General features: G+C 56.4%; 9 protein-coding genes. 5 read left to right on the forward strand and 4 right to left on the reverse strand.

The window, feature by feature from the left end; all coding sequences use genetic code 11:
* Positions 1-36: 36 nt before the first annotated feature.
* A complete protein-coding gene (gene yqeB / locus MC50_RS23335; RefSeq protein WP_047665024.1) occupies positions 37-1,662 on the reverse strand; it encodes a selenium-dependent molybdenum cofactor biosynthesis protein YqeB in 1,626 nt (541 codons plus the stop codon).
* Positions 1,663-1,703: 41 nt separating this feature from the next.
* Positions 1,704-2,462, reverse strand: coding sequence for a selenium cofactor biosynthesis protein YqeC (gene yqeC, locus MC50_RS23340; RefSeq protein WP_047665025.1), 759 nt, complete (start codon positions 2,460-2,462; stop codon positions 1,704-1,706).
* A 34-nt stretch (positions 2,463-2,496) separates the two neighbouring features.
* Between yqeC and MC50_RS23345 the strand changes: the two genes are divergently transcribed.
* The 3 genes from MC50_RS23345 (at position 2,497) to ssnA (ending at position 7,809) form a co-directional block, all read left to right on the forward strand.
* Positions 2,497-3,075 carry an NTP transferase domain-containing protein gene (locus MC50_RS23345; protein ID WP_047665026.1) on the forward strand — a complete coding sequence of 193 codons (579 nt, stop codon included), beginning with the start codon at positions 2,497-2,499 and terminating at the stop codon, positions 3,073-3,075.
* Positions 3,076-3,373: 298 nt separating this feature from the next.
* On the forward strand, positions 3,374-6,478 hold the full coding sequence (ygfK, locus tag MC50_RS23350; RefSeq protein ID WP_047665027.1) for a putative selenate reductase subunit YgfK: 3,105 nt from the start codon (positions 3,374-3,376) through the stop codon (positions 6,476-6,478).
* Entirely contained in the window at positions 6,475-7,809 is a 1,335-nt protein-coding gene (ssnA, locus tag MC50_RS23355) for a putative aminohydrolase SsnA (protein ID WP_047665028.1), read from the forward strand. Before ygfK ends, ssnA begins: the two co-directional genes overlap by 4 nt.
* Before the next feature lie 57 nt (positions 7,810-7,866).
* On the opposite strand, the gene MC50_RS23360 is transcribed toward ssnA, so the two are convergent.
* Both MC50_RS23360 and ygfT read right to left on the reverse strand, forming a co-directional pair.
* A complete protein-coding gene (locus tag MC50_RS23360; protein ID WP_032696009.1) occupies positions 7,867-8,343 on the reverse strand; it encodes a 4Fe-4S dicluster domain-containing protein in 477 nt (158 codons plus the stop codon).
* The gene (gene ygfT / locus MC50_RS23365) at positions 8,340-10,280 is read right to left on the reverse strand and encodes a formate-dependent uric acid utilization protein YgfT (RefSeq protein WP_047665029.1); all 1,941 of its coding nucleotides are present in this window, start codon (positions 10,278-10,280) and stop codon (positions 8,340-8,342) included. The genes MC50_RS23360 and ygfT overlap by 4 nt, the downstream gene beginning before the upstream one ends.
* 427 nt (positions 10,281-10,707) lie before the next feature.
* Here ygfT and MC50_RS23370 point away from each other — a divergent pair, with 427 nt between their 5' ends.
* Positions 10,708-12,153, forward strand: coding sequence for a nucleobase:cation symporter-2 family protein (locus tag MC50_RS23370; RefSeq protein ID WP_046852343.1), 1,446 nt, complete (start codon positions 10,708-10,710; stop codon positions 12,151-12,153).
* Positions 12,154-12,400: 247 nt separating this feature from the next.
* Entirely contained in the window at positions 12,401-14,548 is a 2,148-nt protein-coding gene (gene fdhF, locus MC50_RS23375) for a formate dehydrogenase subunit alpha (RefSeq protein ID WP_080748458.1), read from the forward strand.
* Positions 14,549-14,606: the final 58 nt, after the last annotated feature.

The raw sequence follows: 14,606 nt of genomic DNA on the forward strand, positions 1-14,606 counted from the left end.
GCGATTTTTACCGGACAAGCCCGCGGGATATCAGGCTCAGGCGACCGTCAACACCGCTTCTTTCGCCTTAACGCCGCGATGCATTAGCGTCATTAGCGCTTCAAGCACGCCACCGCCAATCGCTCTGGCCTTATCCGATACGCTGGTATAATCGGCGTCGGCGCCTCGCGGGTCGATATCACCGATTTTGAAACCGCTGTTAACCACCAGGCCATCGTTTAATAACCCCCGCACCATGCCGCCCAGCGGAGCCAGAATCTCCCTGTCACCGATGGTGGCGATCGTCTCCCCTTCGTTGACAATATCGCCCAGCCGCACCCGCCCCTGCAGCACGCCGGCCACCGGGGCGCGGATCACCCTCAGCGAGGTGTGCCCCTGAATGTTGCCCGGGATCCCGGTATTCGCCTGGGCGCAGCCGTGGTATATCACCTGGCCTAACCAGTGGCCCCGATGGGTTTCAATTACCGCGTGGCAATCTTTCCCGGCGCAAAAACCGGGGCCAAGCGCGATCACCGCCGGGGCCAGCCCGCAATGAGTACCGAAGTTTTCCTTCGCCAGAATTGCATCCACCACGCAGGCGGGCCTCAGGTCGCGCAGGGAGTGACACGATGGGTCGACCAGAAGTGGGATGGCCCCATTTTCAACGATGCGCATAGCCTCATGTACCGACGCGGCGCGCCGGGCAACAACGCCCTCCACCGTCACCTCACCGTCGAATATCGCCTGGGCAAAGGCCACGCTGCGGCGGATCGCCGTCGGTTTTTCAACCTCAAGCATGATCACCTTAAATCCGGCATGCCAGAGCCGCAGCGCCACCCCGGTAGCAATATCTCCGGCACCGCGAATCACCACCCGCAGATGCTGTGAGGGATGATCTACCGCCATCATCAGGCCACCCGCGGCCTGATTTTTCACCTGCAGGATCTCCGCCAGGACGCTGATGGCTATCTCGTTTGGCGTCTCGGCGCCAATGCTATAGCCCACCGGCGCATGCAGCCGCGCAATGTGATCTTCCGCAATCCCGTTTTCACGCAGTTGACGTAAAAAAACCTGAACCTTACGGCGGCTGGCCAACAGACCCAGCCAGGCCACTGGCTGGGTAATCAGCCAATCCAGCGCTTCGCGATCTTTATTGTTGGTGGCGATGAGGACAAAATTGTCAGGGCCAATGTCCAGCTTGTCTAACGCGCAACTAAAGGTTTCTGCATGCAACAGCTGGGTCGACGGGGGGAAGAAATCAGGATTGAGGCTCTCCCGATAGATATCGGCAACGGCGATTTCGAACCCCACCAGCGCCGCAATTTGCGCAATTGCGCGGTTGACGTGTCCGCCGCCGATCAGCACCAGGCGCGGCCGCAGGCCATGCACGCTGATATAAACCGACATCGCGCCTCCGCAGTCAGAGCCAACGGCATCGGTCCCGTTGCGCGCCATCCTGCCGTGAAACATTCGCGACGTCTTCTCACTTAGCGCCACCAGTGCCTCATCAATCACTTTTCGCTCCACCATACCGCCGCCTATGGTTCCCGCAATGGTCCCGTCAGCGCGGATCAACATCTGCGCTGAATGCCTGGGCGTTGAGCCTCTGCTGTCAACAATCTGCGCCAGCGCAAACGGGCGATTCTGTTCTTCGAGTCTTGCAGCTTCTGAGAAAATATTCATAACAACCTCGATGGCTATCCCTTTTCATCCCAGAGTGAACCTCACTCTCTCACTCGTCTGCGCGTGATTGCCGGACGCTCCTGAACGGATCCCGCCCAGATGGCATCAACATCGCCATCAACCAGCAGGTCGGCTGTCAGCAAATTATCATTTTGAGAAAGCTGATTAAGTAACCAGATGCGCCGTACACCCGGCGGCGTATCTTTAAAGGCCCCTTCAGGATGCCGAATGAAACGATGCAGCATCTGCCAGTTCAGCCTGTCACCCGGTACGGCGGCGGTTATTCGGCAAAAAAAGGGCCAGCGATGAACCGTCCCAGGACCAATACATTGCCCAATCAACCCGCCTCCCGTCACGGCAATGACGCAGCGACTTGAATCAGGGATGCAAGGTTCATGCTCGTTTGGCGCTTTAAGTGCAAAACCGTGAGCGCCGTCGGCTTCTACCAGCACCACGTCTACGTGAGCCTGCGCCACCAGTCCATCAAGTTGCTCGCCGGTAAAACCCTTTACTTTTCCAGCCTGCGGCAGCCATGCGGAAAAACAGGCCAGCAGCGGCGGCTGCCAGACGACTGCCGGCAGCCGCTCCGGGTCGCGACAGATAACAACCGGCATCTGCTCCGGTAGAGACATATGCGTGGTGGTGGTCAACAGGACCCGTCGTCCGGCCTGGACAAATAATTCAGCCAGCCACAACAACGTACTGGTTTTGCCACCCGCGCCAACGGCGGAAATAAGTAACGGGCTGGCAGATGCACCTAAATCACAAAACAAGGCGTCATCTTGCGGTATATTTTCCATTAATCAGGTTCACTTCCATTACTTAAAGAGCGCTATGAAGCCGATCGACTGTATTATTACCGCCGCCGGGTTGTCCTCACGAATGGGGCAGTGGAAAATGATGTTACCCTGGCAAGAGGGAACAATACTTGATGCAAGTATTAAAAATGCCCTGCAGTTTTGCTCACGTATTATTCTGGTGACGGGTTTTCACGCGCAGGAACTGCAGACACGCTATAGTAACAACCCCAGGATAACGCTGGCGCATAATGCGGATTATCGACATGGGCTGCTCTCTTCCGTGATCTGCGGGGCCCGCGCCGTAAAAAGCGAATACTGCTTTATCACCCACGGCGATCTGCCTTGTATCCGCGCTGAGGTATTCCGCACCCTGTGGCCGTTGCGCTATAACGGTTCAATTCTTCCGTATTATCAAGGAATACCGGGCCATCCCATTCTCGTTGCCCGCCGCTATTTGCAACAGCGGCTGAACCATTCTGACGGTTCATCTGTCCGCCAGGCTCTGCTCAGCGGTCGGCATCAACGGCTGGAACTGGAATATCCGGAAATTATTTTTGATATTGATACCCCTGCCGATTTTATTCGCCTGCAAAATAGCCCGCGTTGCTCGTAGCGATGCCCTCGCGTCTCATGAGCGCGTTTAACGCGATAACGTAAATTATCATTGTGATAGATAAACATTGATTTTGAGAAATAAGCACAATTCATTTTGCTGAGTGATTTGAATTCGCATTAGCGTAACGTGATGTATTTCATAAAGCGTCATTAACTTTAGATCTCTCTCACAGATTCGTATCCGCTTAGCTTAATGGCTAAATAACTGGTGCGATTGTTGCTCCAGCTCTCCCAATTCGTCGGAAAGATCGTTTTCCCGATAATATTCGTTCACCGATTAATCTAAGGAGAGGGTTATGGGAGATATCATGCGTCCCGTCCCGTTTGAGGCATTATTGACGCGTATCTTTGATGAATACCAAAACCATCGCTCGATATTTGGTATTCCTGAACAGCAATTTTACTCGCCGGCAAGCCCGAATCGACTCACCGTGTTCGGCGAGAGTTGTGCAACCCCCGTTGGACCTGCCGCCGGACCGCATACCCAGCTGGCGCAAAATATTATCACCAGCTGGTTAACCGGCGGTCGGTTTATTGAACTGAAAACCGTACAAATCCTCGATCGGCTTGAGCTGGAAAAACCGTGTATCGACGCCGAAGATGAATGTTTTAATACGGAATGGTCGACCGAATTTACCCTGAAAAAGGCGGCTGATGAGTACCTGAAAGCGTGGTTTATTCTACACCTGCTGGAAGAGATTTTCCCGCTCACGCCGATGAAGAGCGGCAAATCATTTATTTTCAATATGAGCGTGGGTTATAACCTTGACGGTATCAAGCAGCCGCCGATGCAGCAGTTTATCAACACCATGATGAATGCCAGCAAGCAACCTGAGTTTTCCCTCTATCGCGATATTCTCGACCGCTGGCTGCATGACGAGAGGTTCCTTCTCCGCTTCCCCGGCGATGATATCCGTCCACGGCTCGACACGCTGGCACACAGGATCCCCGCCACCCTGGTACACGGCGTAACGCTGTCGACGATGCATGGCTGTCCGCCGGATGAAATTGAAGCCATTTGTCGCTATATGCTGGAAGAGAAACACCTCAATACCTTCGTCAAACTCAACCCGACGCTTCTCGGCTATCCCCGGGTACGTGAAATTCTTGATACCTGCGGCTTTGGCTATATCGCGCTCAATGAAGAGTCCTTTGACCATGATCTGAAAATCGATCGGGCATTAGCAATGCTGGAACGCCTGATGCAACTGGCAAAAGAGAAGCATCTCGGCTTCGGCGTGAAGCTGACCAATACGCTCGGCACCGTCAACAACAAAGGCGCGCTGCCGGGAGATGAGATGTATATGTCCGGTCGCGCGCTGTTCCCGCTGTCCATCAATGTTGCCGCTCTTCTTTCCCGCGCTTTTGACGGCAAGCTGCCCATCTCCTACTCAGGAGGCGCCAGCCAGCTCAATATTCGCGAAATTTTTGCCACGGGGATTCATCCGATCACGATGGCGACGGACCTGTTGAAGCCGGGAGGCTACCTGCGGCTTAGCGAATGTATGCGCGAACTGGAGCAGTCTGACGGCTGGAAGATGACCCAGGTGGACGTCACGCGGTTGAATGCGCTGGCGGAAAAAGCCGTCAGTATGGCGTACACCCAAAAACACTGGAAACCCAATGACCGTATTGATGTCGGCGAGAAACTGCCCCTCACCGACTGCTACGTCGCACCATGCGTTACCGCCTGCGCTATTAAGCAGGATATCCCGGAATATATCCGCCTGATGGGCGAACAGCGCTATGCCGACGCGCTGGAGCTGATTTATCAGCGCAATGCCCTGCCGGCCATTACCGGTCATATCTGCGACCATCAGTGTCAGTACAACTGTACTCGTCTGGACTACGACAGCGCACTTCACATTCGTGAGTTGAAAAAAATCGCCCTGGAGAAAGGCTGGGAGGAATATCAGCAGCGCTGGCATAAACCCGCAGGCTCCGGCACCCGACATCCGGTAGCGGTGATTGGCGCTGGCCCGGCAGGATTGGCCGCCGGTTATTTTCTCGCCCGCGCCGGGCATCCGGTGACGCTCTTTGAACGCGAGGCCAATGCCGGCGGCGTGGTGCGCAATATCATCCCGCAATTTCGTATTCCCGCAGAGCTTGTCGAACATGATATCGATTTTGTGATCCGACATGGAGTGAATCTGGTCTACGGCTGCGATCCGCATCTGAGCGTTGAAAAGCTGCAGCAGGAAGGATTCCACTACGTTCTGGTGGGAACCGGTACCGATAAGAACAGCGGTGTCCCGCTAGGCGGTGATAACCCTAACGTACGAAAATCGCTACAGTTTTTGCGGGAGTATAACCGCGGCGACAACCTGAAGCTGGGGAAGCATGTGGCTATTATTGGTGCGGGAAATACCGCAATGGACTGCGCCCGCGCGGCCCTGCGCGTCCCCGGTGTGGAGAAGGTCACGATCGTTTATCGCCGTTCACAGCAGGAGATGCCTGCCTGGCGTGAGGAGTATGAAGAAGCCGTTGATGATGGCGTTCAGTTCCGTTTTCTGAACAACCCGGAAGAGTTTAACGCCGATGGCACCTTGACGCTGCGCGTCATGACGCTCGGCGAAGCCGATGAAAAGGGGCGCCGCCGCCCGCTACAAACCGCCGAGACCTGCACGCTGCAGGTCGATACCCTGATAACCGCCATCGGCGAGCAGCAGGACCGCGATGCCCTCGCGACGATGGGTATTCCGCTCAACGAACATGGCTGGCCAGTTGTCGATCTCAATGGTGAAACCGCTAAGGCCAACGTCTTCCTGATCGGCGATGTGCAGCGCGGCCCCTCCTCCATTGTTTCCGCAATCGGCAATGCCCGCCGGGCAACGGATACGATTCTGGCCCGCGAGAATATCCTCAGTCACCATGGCGACAAACGCTGGAATAACGTCAATCCGGCGGAAGTCTACCGCCGTAAAGGGACCATTGCCGTAGCCATGGTAAACAAAGACGATCGAGATGCATTCGTGGCCCAGGAGGCCTCCCGTTGCCTCGAGTGCAATTACCTCTGCAGCAAGTGCGTGGATGTCTGCCCAAACCGTGCCAACGTCTCAATCGCGGTGCCAGGGTTCCAGAATCGTTACCAGACCTTGCACCTTGACGCCTTCTGCAACGAATGCGGTAACTGCGCCCAGTTCTGCCCATGGCAGGGCAAGCCATACAAAGACAAAATCACCCTCTTTAGTCTGCCCGAGGATTTCGGCAACAGCACGAACCCGGGTTTTCTTGTCGAGGCGAACCAGGTTCACGTGCGACAAAACGATCGGATCTGGCTGCTGAGTATCGACGAAGGCGGCCAGTTTAACGATGTACCGCCACCGCTTACCGATATGTGCCGCATTATCAGCCATGTTCATCTCCACCATCGCTATCTGCTGGGAGGCGTCGAAGTATGAGTATCCTGATTCTTAAAAATGCGACTGTCGCGCAACTTTACCCGGAAAAAGTCGTGGAAAATGTCGATATCGTTATCGAAAATGAGACCATTCTCGATGTCGGGCCGGAGCAATGCCGGCGCTATCCGCAGGCCAGCGTTAAAGAGATGCAGGGCCGCCTGGTCATGCCTGGCAACGTGTGCTCTCACAACCATTTCTATTCGGGCTTATCACGCGGTATCCAGGCCAACATCGCCCCCTGTCCGGACTTTATCTCGACGCTGAAAAACCTGTGGTGGCGGCTCGATCGAGCGCTGGATGAAGAGTCGCTGTACTACAGCGGACTCATCTGCTCGCTGGAGGCCATTCGCAGCGGCTGTACTGCGGTTATCGACCATCACGCGTCTCCGGATTATATTGCCGGGTCGCTCAGTCAACTGCGTCAGGCCTTTCTGAAGGTTGGGCTACGCGGCATGACCTGCTTCGAAACAACGGATCGCAACGGCGGCGCCAAAGAGTTACAGGCTGGCGTTGAGGAAAACATTCGCTTTGCTCGCGAAATAGACAGCGCAAGGGAAAAAGGCGATACCCCGTATCTGGTGGAGGCCCATATCGGCGCTCATGCGCCGTTCACTGTCCCGGATGAGGGCCTGAGCATGCTAAACGAGGCCCTGAAGACAACCGGTCGCGGGCTGCATATTCACGCGGCGGAAGACCGCTACGATGTCTCCCACAGCCACCATCATTATGCAAAAGATCTGCTGGTGAGGCTGGCTGATTTCGATCTGATCGACAGCAAAACGCTGATCGCCCACGGGCTGTATCTTTCCAACAGGGATATTGAGCTGCTGAATGCCCATGACGGGTTCCTGGTACATAATGCCCGTTCTAACATGAACAATCATGTGGGCTATAACCAGCGTCTGGCGGCGTTCCGTAACCTGGCGCTCGGTACCGACGGGATGGGTTCTGATATGTTCGAGGAGCTTAAGTTTGCCTTCTTCAAACATCGTGATGCCGGCGGCCCGCTGTGGCCGGATAGCTTTGCCCGCGCATTAAGCAATGGTAATGAACTGCTCAGCCGTAACTTCAAGGCGAAGTTTGGTCGTATCGAAGCCGGTTACAAGGCGGACCTGACCATCAGCGATTACGCCCCGCCCACGCCGCTTATCGCTGAAAATATTGCCGGCCACATTGCCTTCGGGATGGGGAGCAGCAACGTTCATAGCGTCATGGTCAACGGAGTCATGGTTTACGAAGATCGTCAGTTTACCTTTGACTACGAACCGATGTTTGCCGAAGCCAGAAAGGTTGCGGCGAAGATGTGGAAGCGGATGGATGCCCTGGCCTGACGCCCCCTGGCAGGAAAAGAACCCGGTCTCTGCGCCGGGTTCTTTTTTGCAACGAGTCTACAGCGTCAACAGACTGGCGGTGGCGACTTTACGCTGTTTTTGCAACGCCGCCAGCGCCTCAGCGCTCATCACGCTGAGCGCAGCCGTCGGGCAAACATCAACGCAGGCGGGCCCCCGTTCACGCGCGACGCACAGATCGCATTTCACCACCACCGGCGGATGCGCCGCCGTGGCCACAATCGTTATTGCGCCAAAAGGACAGGCCACCACGCACCCCTGACAGCCGATACAACGTGCGGCATCGGCTTCAACCCGCTCGGTTCCCATCGTTAACGCGCCGACCGGACAGGCAGACACGCAGGGCGCGTTTTCACATTGATGACACATCACCGGTACGCTGAGATGTGCGAGACGCATCACCTTCAGGCGCGGATGAAATTCTGCCCCTTCAGCCACGTGCGACAGGGCGCAGGCGACTTCACAGGTCCGGCAGCCGATGCAGGCCTGTGGACTGGCGACGATAAAGCTGGTCATACTCCCTCCTTGTTCCTGAACAAAGCCAGCATCTCGTGAGCCGCCTGGCGCCCGGCCACCATCGCTGTAACCACCAAATCGGCGCCATGTACCGCATCCCCGCCGGCGAAAATTTTGTCATTGTCGGTTTGCGTCGTGCCGCGACCTGGACCACCGGTACGAATCTGCCCCCAGCGATCGAGTTGAATCCCGTGCCCGCGCAGCCAGGGCATATCATGCGCCTGGAAGCCAAACGCCATGACCAGCACATCGGCCGGGAGCTCAAATTCTGAGCCGACAATCGGCTGCGGGCGACGACGCCCGTCCGCGCCAAGTTCCCCCATTTCGGTGCGGATCATCCCAACCGCGCTGACCTGACCTTTGCGGTTACGCAGAATAGATTGCGGCTGAACGTTGAACTGAAATTCCACCCCTTCCTCACGCGCGTTCACCACCTCTTTTTTCGAACCCGGCATGCTCAGTTCATCACGCCGGTAGGCACAGGTTACGCTGGCAGCGCCGCGACGGATCGCCGTACGCACGCAGTCCATTGCCGTATCACCTCCCCCCAGCACCACCACGCGTTTACCTTTAATCTCGGTCATCGGATATTCCGGGCTCTCCTCAAGCCCCATCACGTCACGGGTGCTGGCAATCAAAAACGGCAGCGCCTGAATCACGCCCGCGGCGTCTTCCCCCTCCAGGCCCGCCGCCATCAGGCCGTAGGTACCCACGCCAAGAAAAACGGCGTCATAGTCTGCAACCAGGTCGTTGAACGCCACATCGCGCCCCACTTCATGATTGAGGTGAAAAGTTATCCCCATTTCACTGAAGATCTCCCTTCTGACCCGCAGTATGCTTTTATCGAGTTTGAAGGGCGGTATACCAAACGTGAGTAAGCCGCCGATTTCAGGATGTCTGTCGAACACCGCCACCTGTACCCCCGCACGCGCCAGAATATCCGCGCAGCCCAGGCCCGCCGGACCGGCGCCAATGACCGCCACCCGCTCTTTACGCGGCACGACATTCCCCACGCCCGGCCGCCATCCCATCGCCAGCGCGCTATCGGTGATATAACGCTCAAGGTTGCCAATGGTGATCGAGCCGCCTTCATTTTTCAGTGTACAGGCCCCTTCGCACAGACGATCCTGCGGACAAACCCGGCCGCAAATTTCCGGCAAAGAGCTGCTTTGATGACACAGCTCCGCCGCTTCGATGACATTGCCCTTGTTGACAAGGCGAATAAAGTCCGGAATGTGGTTATGCAGCGGACAGGTCCAGTTGCACCATGCTTTCTGGGCGCAATAGAGGCAGCGTTCGCTTTCGTATTCCGCATCGCAGGCCTGAAGCCCGTGGTAAATTTCGCCAAAATGGGTCTTTCGCGTTTCGGCAGCGATTTTTTTCGCCCCGACGCGCGGTAATTTTTCGAGGAACGTTTCGCGTCGCGTCCTCTGACGAGGTTGTACCGCTAGCCCCTGGGCCGCACGAAGCTGTCGTTCGCGGCGCAGCTGGTTGATACCGGCATCATCCATCAGCTTCAACGCCTGTGTCGGGCAGGCTGCCACGCAGGCCTGCTGACCCGATGCATGTTCGCTGCACAAATCGCACTTCTGTGCCAGCTGCGGGGCATCCGCTGCCGCGGAGGTCATTTCGATGGCGCCAAACGGGCAGGCGAGCACACAGTTTTTACAGCCGATGCACTGCGCCTGTCTGAGCTGAATACTGTCATTCGCCAGATAGAGCGCCTGCGTCGGACATGAGGTGACGCAAGGCGCATCGTTACAGTGATGACAGGTAGCGGCACGACTCTCTTTACGGTGGAAGACAATGTGGATGCGCGGAAGGAAATCACGACGCTGCTGCGGCCAGACATCCTGATGATGCGCAGTCACGCAGGCTATCTCACAGACATGGCAGCCAATGCAGCTGGCAGCATCGGCAACAATAAATCGATTCATTTGCGTCCCTTTTATTATTATGAAAATGACAAGGGTCGCGATGCAATAATCAGGCGCTTTTTACGTTCTGCAGCGTAGCAGGTTCATTTTTGAGAACCGCCTCAAAGAAACGCCCTTCCCTGCGGCGACCGGGGACATCCAATGAGATGCCGCGCAGAATCATGTGGCGATTCATAATGATTTCATTCCTATCATTATGAGAACCTTCTGTTCCTCGTCCGTTGTTTAATCCTGACCTGTCGCGGCGTAAACCGCGCGTTCTGTGACAGTCGACTCATTTCGACAACTTTCTGCCTCAAATTCAAAAAACTGGCACTCCCTAAGCATATTCCCCTCAGGTGTATTTCATCGTGACTCATCCTTCGCCCCAGTCGCGCCTTCCAGGATGCACTGGCGGAAAATGTCGGATAATAAGGAGAACAAAGTTATGAGCGCCATTGATTCTCAGCCACCATCGGTCTCTGGCAGCCCCCACTCAACAGATGAGGTGGATCGCGTCTTGTCGCCGGGGAAGCTGGTCGTTTTGGGTTTGCAACACGTTCTGGTTATGTATGCAGGTGCCGTCGCCGTGCCTTTAATGATAGGGGACCGGTTAGGATTAAGTAAGGATACGGTGGCGCTACTGATCAGCTCCGATCTGTTTTGCTGCGGCGTCGTGACGCTACTGCAATGTATCGGTATCGGTCGCTTTATGGGGATTCGTCTCCCGGTCATTATGTCAGTGACCTTTGCCGCCGTTACGCCGATGCTGGCCATTGGTATACACCCCGATATCGGACTGTTGGGGATTTTCGGTGCGACGATCGGCGCCGGAATCATCACCACGCTGCTCGCCCCTCTCATCGGACGGCTGATGCCACTATTTCCCCCTCTGGTCACCGGCGTGGTGATCACCTCTATCGGTCTGAGCATTATGCAGGTCGGGATCGACTGGGCGGCTGGCGGCAAAGGCAATCCTGACTATGGTAATCCGGTTTATCTGTGCATCTCCTTCGCCGTGCTGCTGTTTATCCTGCTGGTCACGCGTTTCGCCAAAGGTTTTATGTCTAATGTCGCCGTCCTGTTAGGCATCGTCTTTGGCTTTGGCCTTTCAATGATGATGAATGAAGTTAACCTCAACGGCCTGTACGACGCCAAATGGTTCGCCATTGTCACGCCGATGGCGTTAGGGACGCCGGTCTTCGATCCGGTGTCGATTATCACTATGACCGCCGTGGTCATCATCGTTTTTATTGAGTCGATGGGGATGTTCCTGGCGCTGGGTGAAATTGTCGGCCGCAAGCTGACGCCGCAGGATATCGTTCGCGGTTTGCGCGTTGACGGTATCGGCACGGTGTTTGGCGGCGTTTTCAACAGTTTTCCCCATACCTCTTTTTCGCAAAACGTCGGGCTGGTCAGCGTCACAGGCGTTCACAGCCGCTGGGTCTGCGTGGCTTCCGGCGCTATTCTGATAATCTTCGGGATGGTGCCGAAAATGGCGGTGCTGGTCGCCTCCATCCCGCAGTTTGTGCTGGGCGGCGCAGGGCTGGTCATGTTCGGTATGGTACTGGCGACGGGAATTCGCATTCTGGCGCGTATCAACTACTCCTCTAATCGTTACAACCTTTATATCGTCGCCATCAGCCTTGGCGTGGGTCTGACGCCAACGCTGTCGCATGATTTTTTCTCAAAATTCCCGACAGTACTGCAGCCGCTACTGCATAGCGGGATCATGCTGGCCACGTTCAGCGCCGTCACCCTCAATCTGTTCTTTAACGGTTACAACAAACACACGGGGCTGATTCCCGAGAACCCGGCGGTTAAGCGCCAGCCACGTACGATGCGCATGTGGTTACTGATGCGCAAAGTTAAACAGCAGCAACACGATGAATAACGAGAAAGACTCCGGCGTCAGTGCATAGCTCTGACGCCGTCATCCCGTAACCGGGAGCATTAATTCCGCGAACTCAGGAGAACTCATCATGTTATTACGCCTGGTTTTCGCCACCGCGGTTCTCTGTTTGCTGAGCCAGCCAGCGGTGCAATATGCCATTAATTTGAGTATCCATAGCCGCTTCGACTTTTGGTTGCTCTTTTAATCGCGCTGTCTCCGCTTCGTTCTGACGAGGAAAATTATCATAATGAAAAAGGTGATTACCGTATGCCCGTATTGCGCAGCTGGCTGTAAGCTCAGGCTGGTCGTTGAGGAGGAAAAAATCCTGCATGCCGAAGCGGCAATGGGCAAAAATAACCAGGGGACCCTGTGCCTGAAAGGCTATTATGGCTGGGATTTCATTAACGATACCCAGATCCTCACCCCGCGCCTGAAAACCCCTATGATCCGCCGTCAGCGTGGCGGCAAACTGGAATCCGTCTCCTGGCAGGAAGCGCTCGACTACGTCGCGACCCGTCTCAGCGCCATTAAGGCGAAGTACGGTCCGGACGCCATTCAGACCACCGGCTCCTCCCGCGGGACGGGGAACGAAACCAACTATGTGATGCAAAAGTTCGCGCGCGCCGTTATTGGTACCAATAACGTCGACTGCTGCGCTCGCGTCTGACACGGCCCTTCGGTTGCAGGTCTGCACCAGTCGGTCGGTAATGGCGCCATGAGTAATGCCATCACAGAGATTGATAACACCGATCTCGTGTTTATCTTCGGGTACAACCCGGCAGATTCACACCCTATTGTGGCGAATCACGTGATCAACGCCAAACGCAATGGGGCGAAAATTATCGTCTGCGATCCGCGTAAAATCGAAACCGCGCGTATCGCCGATATGCACATTGCGCTGAAGAACGGTTCGAACATCGCGCTGCTCAACGCCATCGGGCAGGTGATTATCGCAGAAGATCTCTACGATAAATCCTTCGTCGCCAGCCGTTCCGAGGGCTTCGACGAGTATCGCAAAATCGTCGAAGGCTATACGCCGGAGTCGGTGGAAACCATCACCGGCGTCAGCGCGCAGGAGATCCGCGCCTGTGCCCGGATGTACGCCGGCGCGAAATCCGCCGCCATCCTGTGGGGCATGGGCGTGACCCAGTTCTATCAGGGCGTGGAGACCGTGCGCTCGCTGACCAGCCTGGCGATCCTCACCGGTAACCTCGGCAAGCCGAGCGTCGGCGTCAACCCGGTGCGCGGCCAGAACAACGTGCAGGGCGCCTGCGATATGGGGGCGCTGCCGGACACCTATCCGGGCTATCAATACGTGAAGTTTCCGGAGCACCGCGAGAAGTTCGCCCGGGCCTGGGGCGTAGAGAGCCTGCCGGAGCATACCGGCTATCGCATCAGCGAGCTGCCGCACCGCGCGGCGCACGGTGAAGTGCGGGCGGCGTACATTATGGGCGAAGATCCGCTGCAGACCGACGCCGAGCTCTCTGCGGTGCGTAAAGCGTTTGAAGAGCTGGAGCTGGTGATTGTCCAGGATATTTTCATGACCAAAACCGCTGCGGCGGCCGACGTTATCCTGCCGTCCACCTCGTGGGGCGAGCACGAAGGCGTCTATACCGCAGCGGACCGCGGCTTCCAGCGCTTCTTTAAAGCGGTGGAGCCGAAGTGGGACCTGAAAACCGACTGGCAGATCATCAGCGAAATCGCCACCCGGATGGGCTATCCGATGCACTACAACAACACCCAGGAGATCTGGGACGAGTTGCGGCATCTGTGCCCGAATTTTTACGGCGCCACCTACGAGAAAATGGGCGAGCTGGGCTACGTCATGTGGCCGTGCCGCGATGAGTCCGACGCCGACCAGGGGACCTCTTATCTGTTTAAAGAGCAGTTCGCTACCCCGAACGGCCTGGCGCAGTTCTTCACCTGCGACTGGGTTGCGCCGATCGATAAACTCACCGACGAGTATCCGATGGTGCTCTCCACCGTGCGGGAAGTAGGCCACTATTCGTGCCGCTCGATGACCGGCAACTGCGCGGCGCTGGCCGCGCTGGCGGATGAACCGGGCTATGCGCAAATCAATACCGCCGATGCCGCGCGACTGGGCATTGAGGATGAGGCGCTGGTGTGGGTGAAGTCGCGGAAAGGCCGCATTATCACCCGCGCGCAGGTCAGCGATCGTCCGAATAAAGGGGCGGTCTATATGACCTATCAGTGGTGGATTGGCGCCTGTAACGAGCTGGTCGCGGAGAACTTAAGCCCGATAACCAAAACGCCGGAGTACAAGTACTGTGCCGTGAACGTTGAGCGCATCGCCGACCAGCGCGCCGCCGAGCAGTATGTGATTGATGAGTACACCAGGCTGAAAGCCCGTCTGCGCGAAAGCGCAATGGGTTAACCCTGCTCCCCGGTTGCGCGACGTTTATCGCAGAAAGATCCGGCCGATCGCCAGAGTC

The sequence above is a fragment of the Klebsiella planticola genome (assembly GCF_000783935.2).
Taxonomy (GTDB): domain Bacteria; phylum Pseudomonadota; class Gammaproteobacteria; order Enterobacterales; family Enterobacteriaceae; genus Klebsiella; species Klebsiella planticola.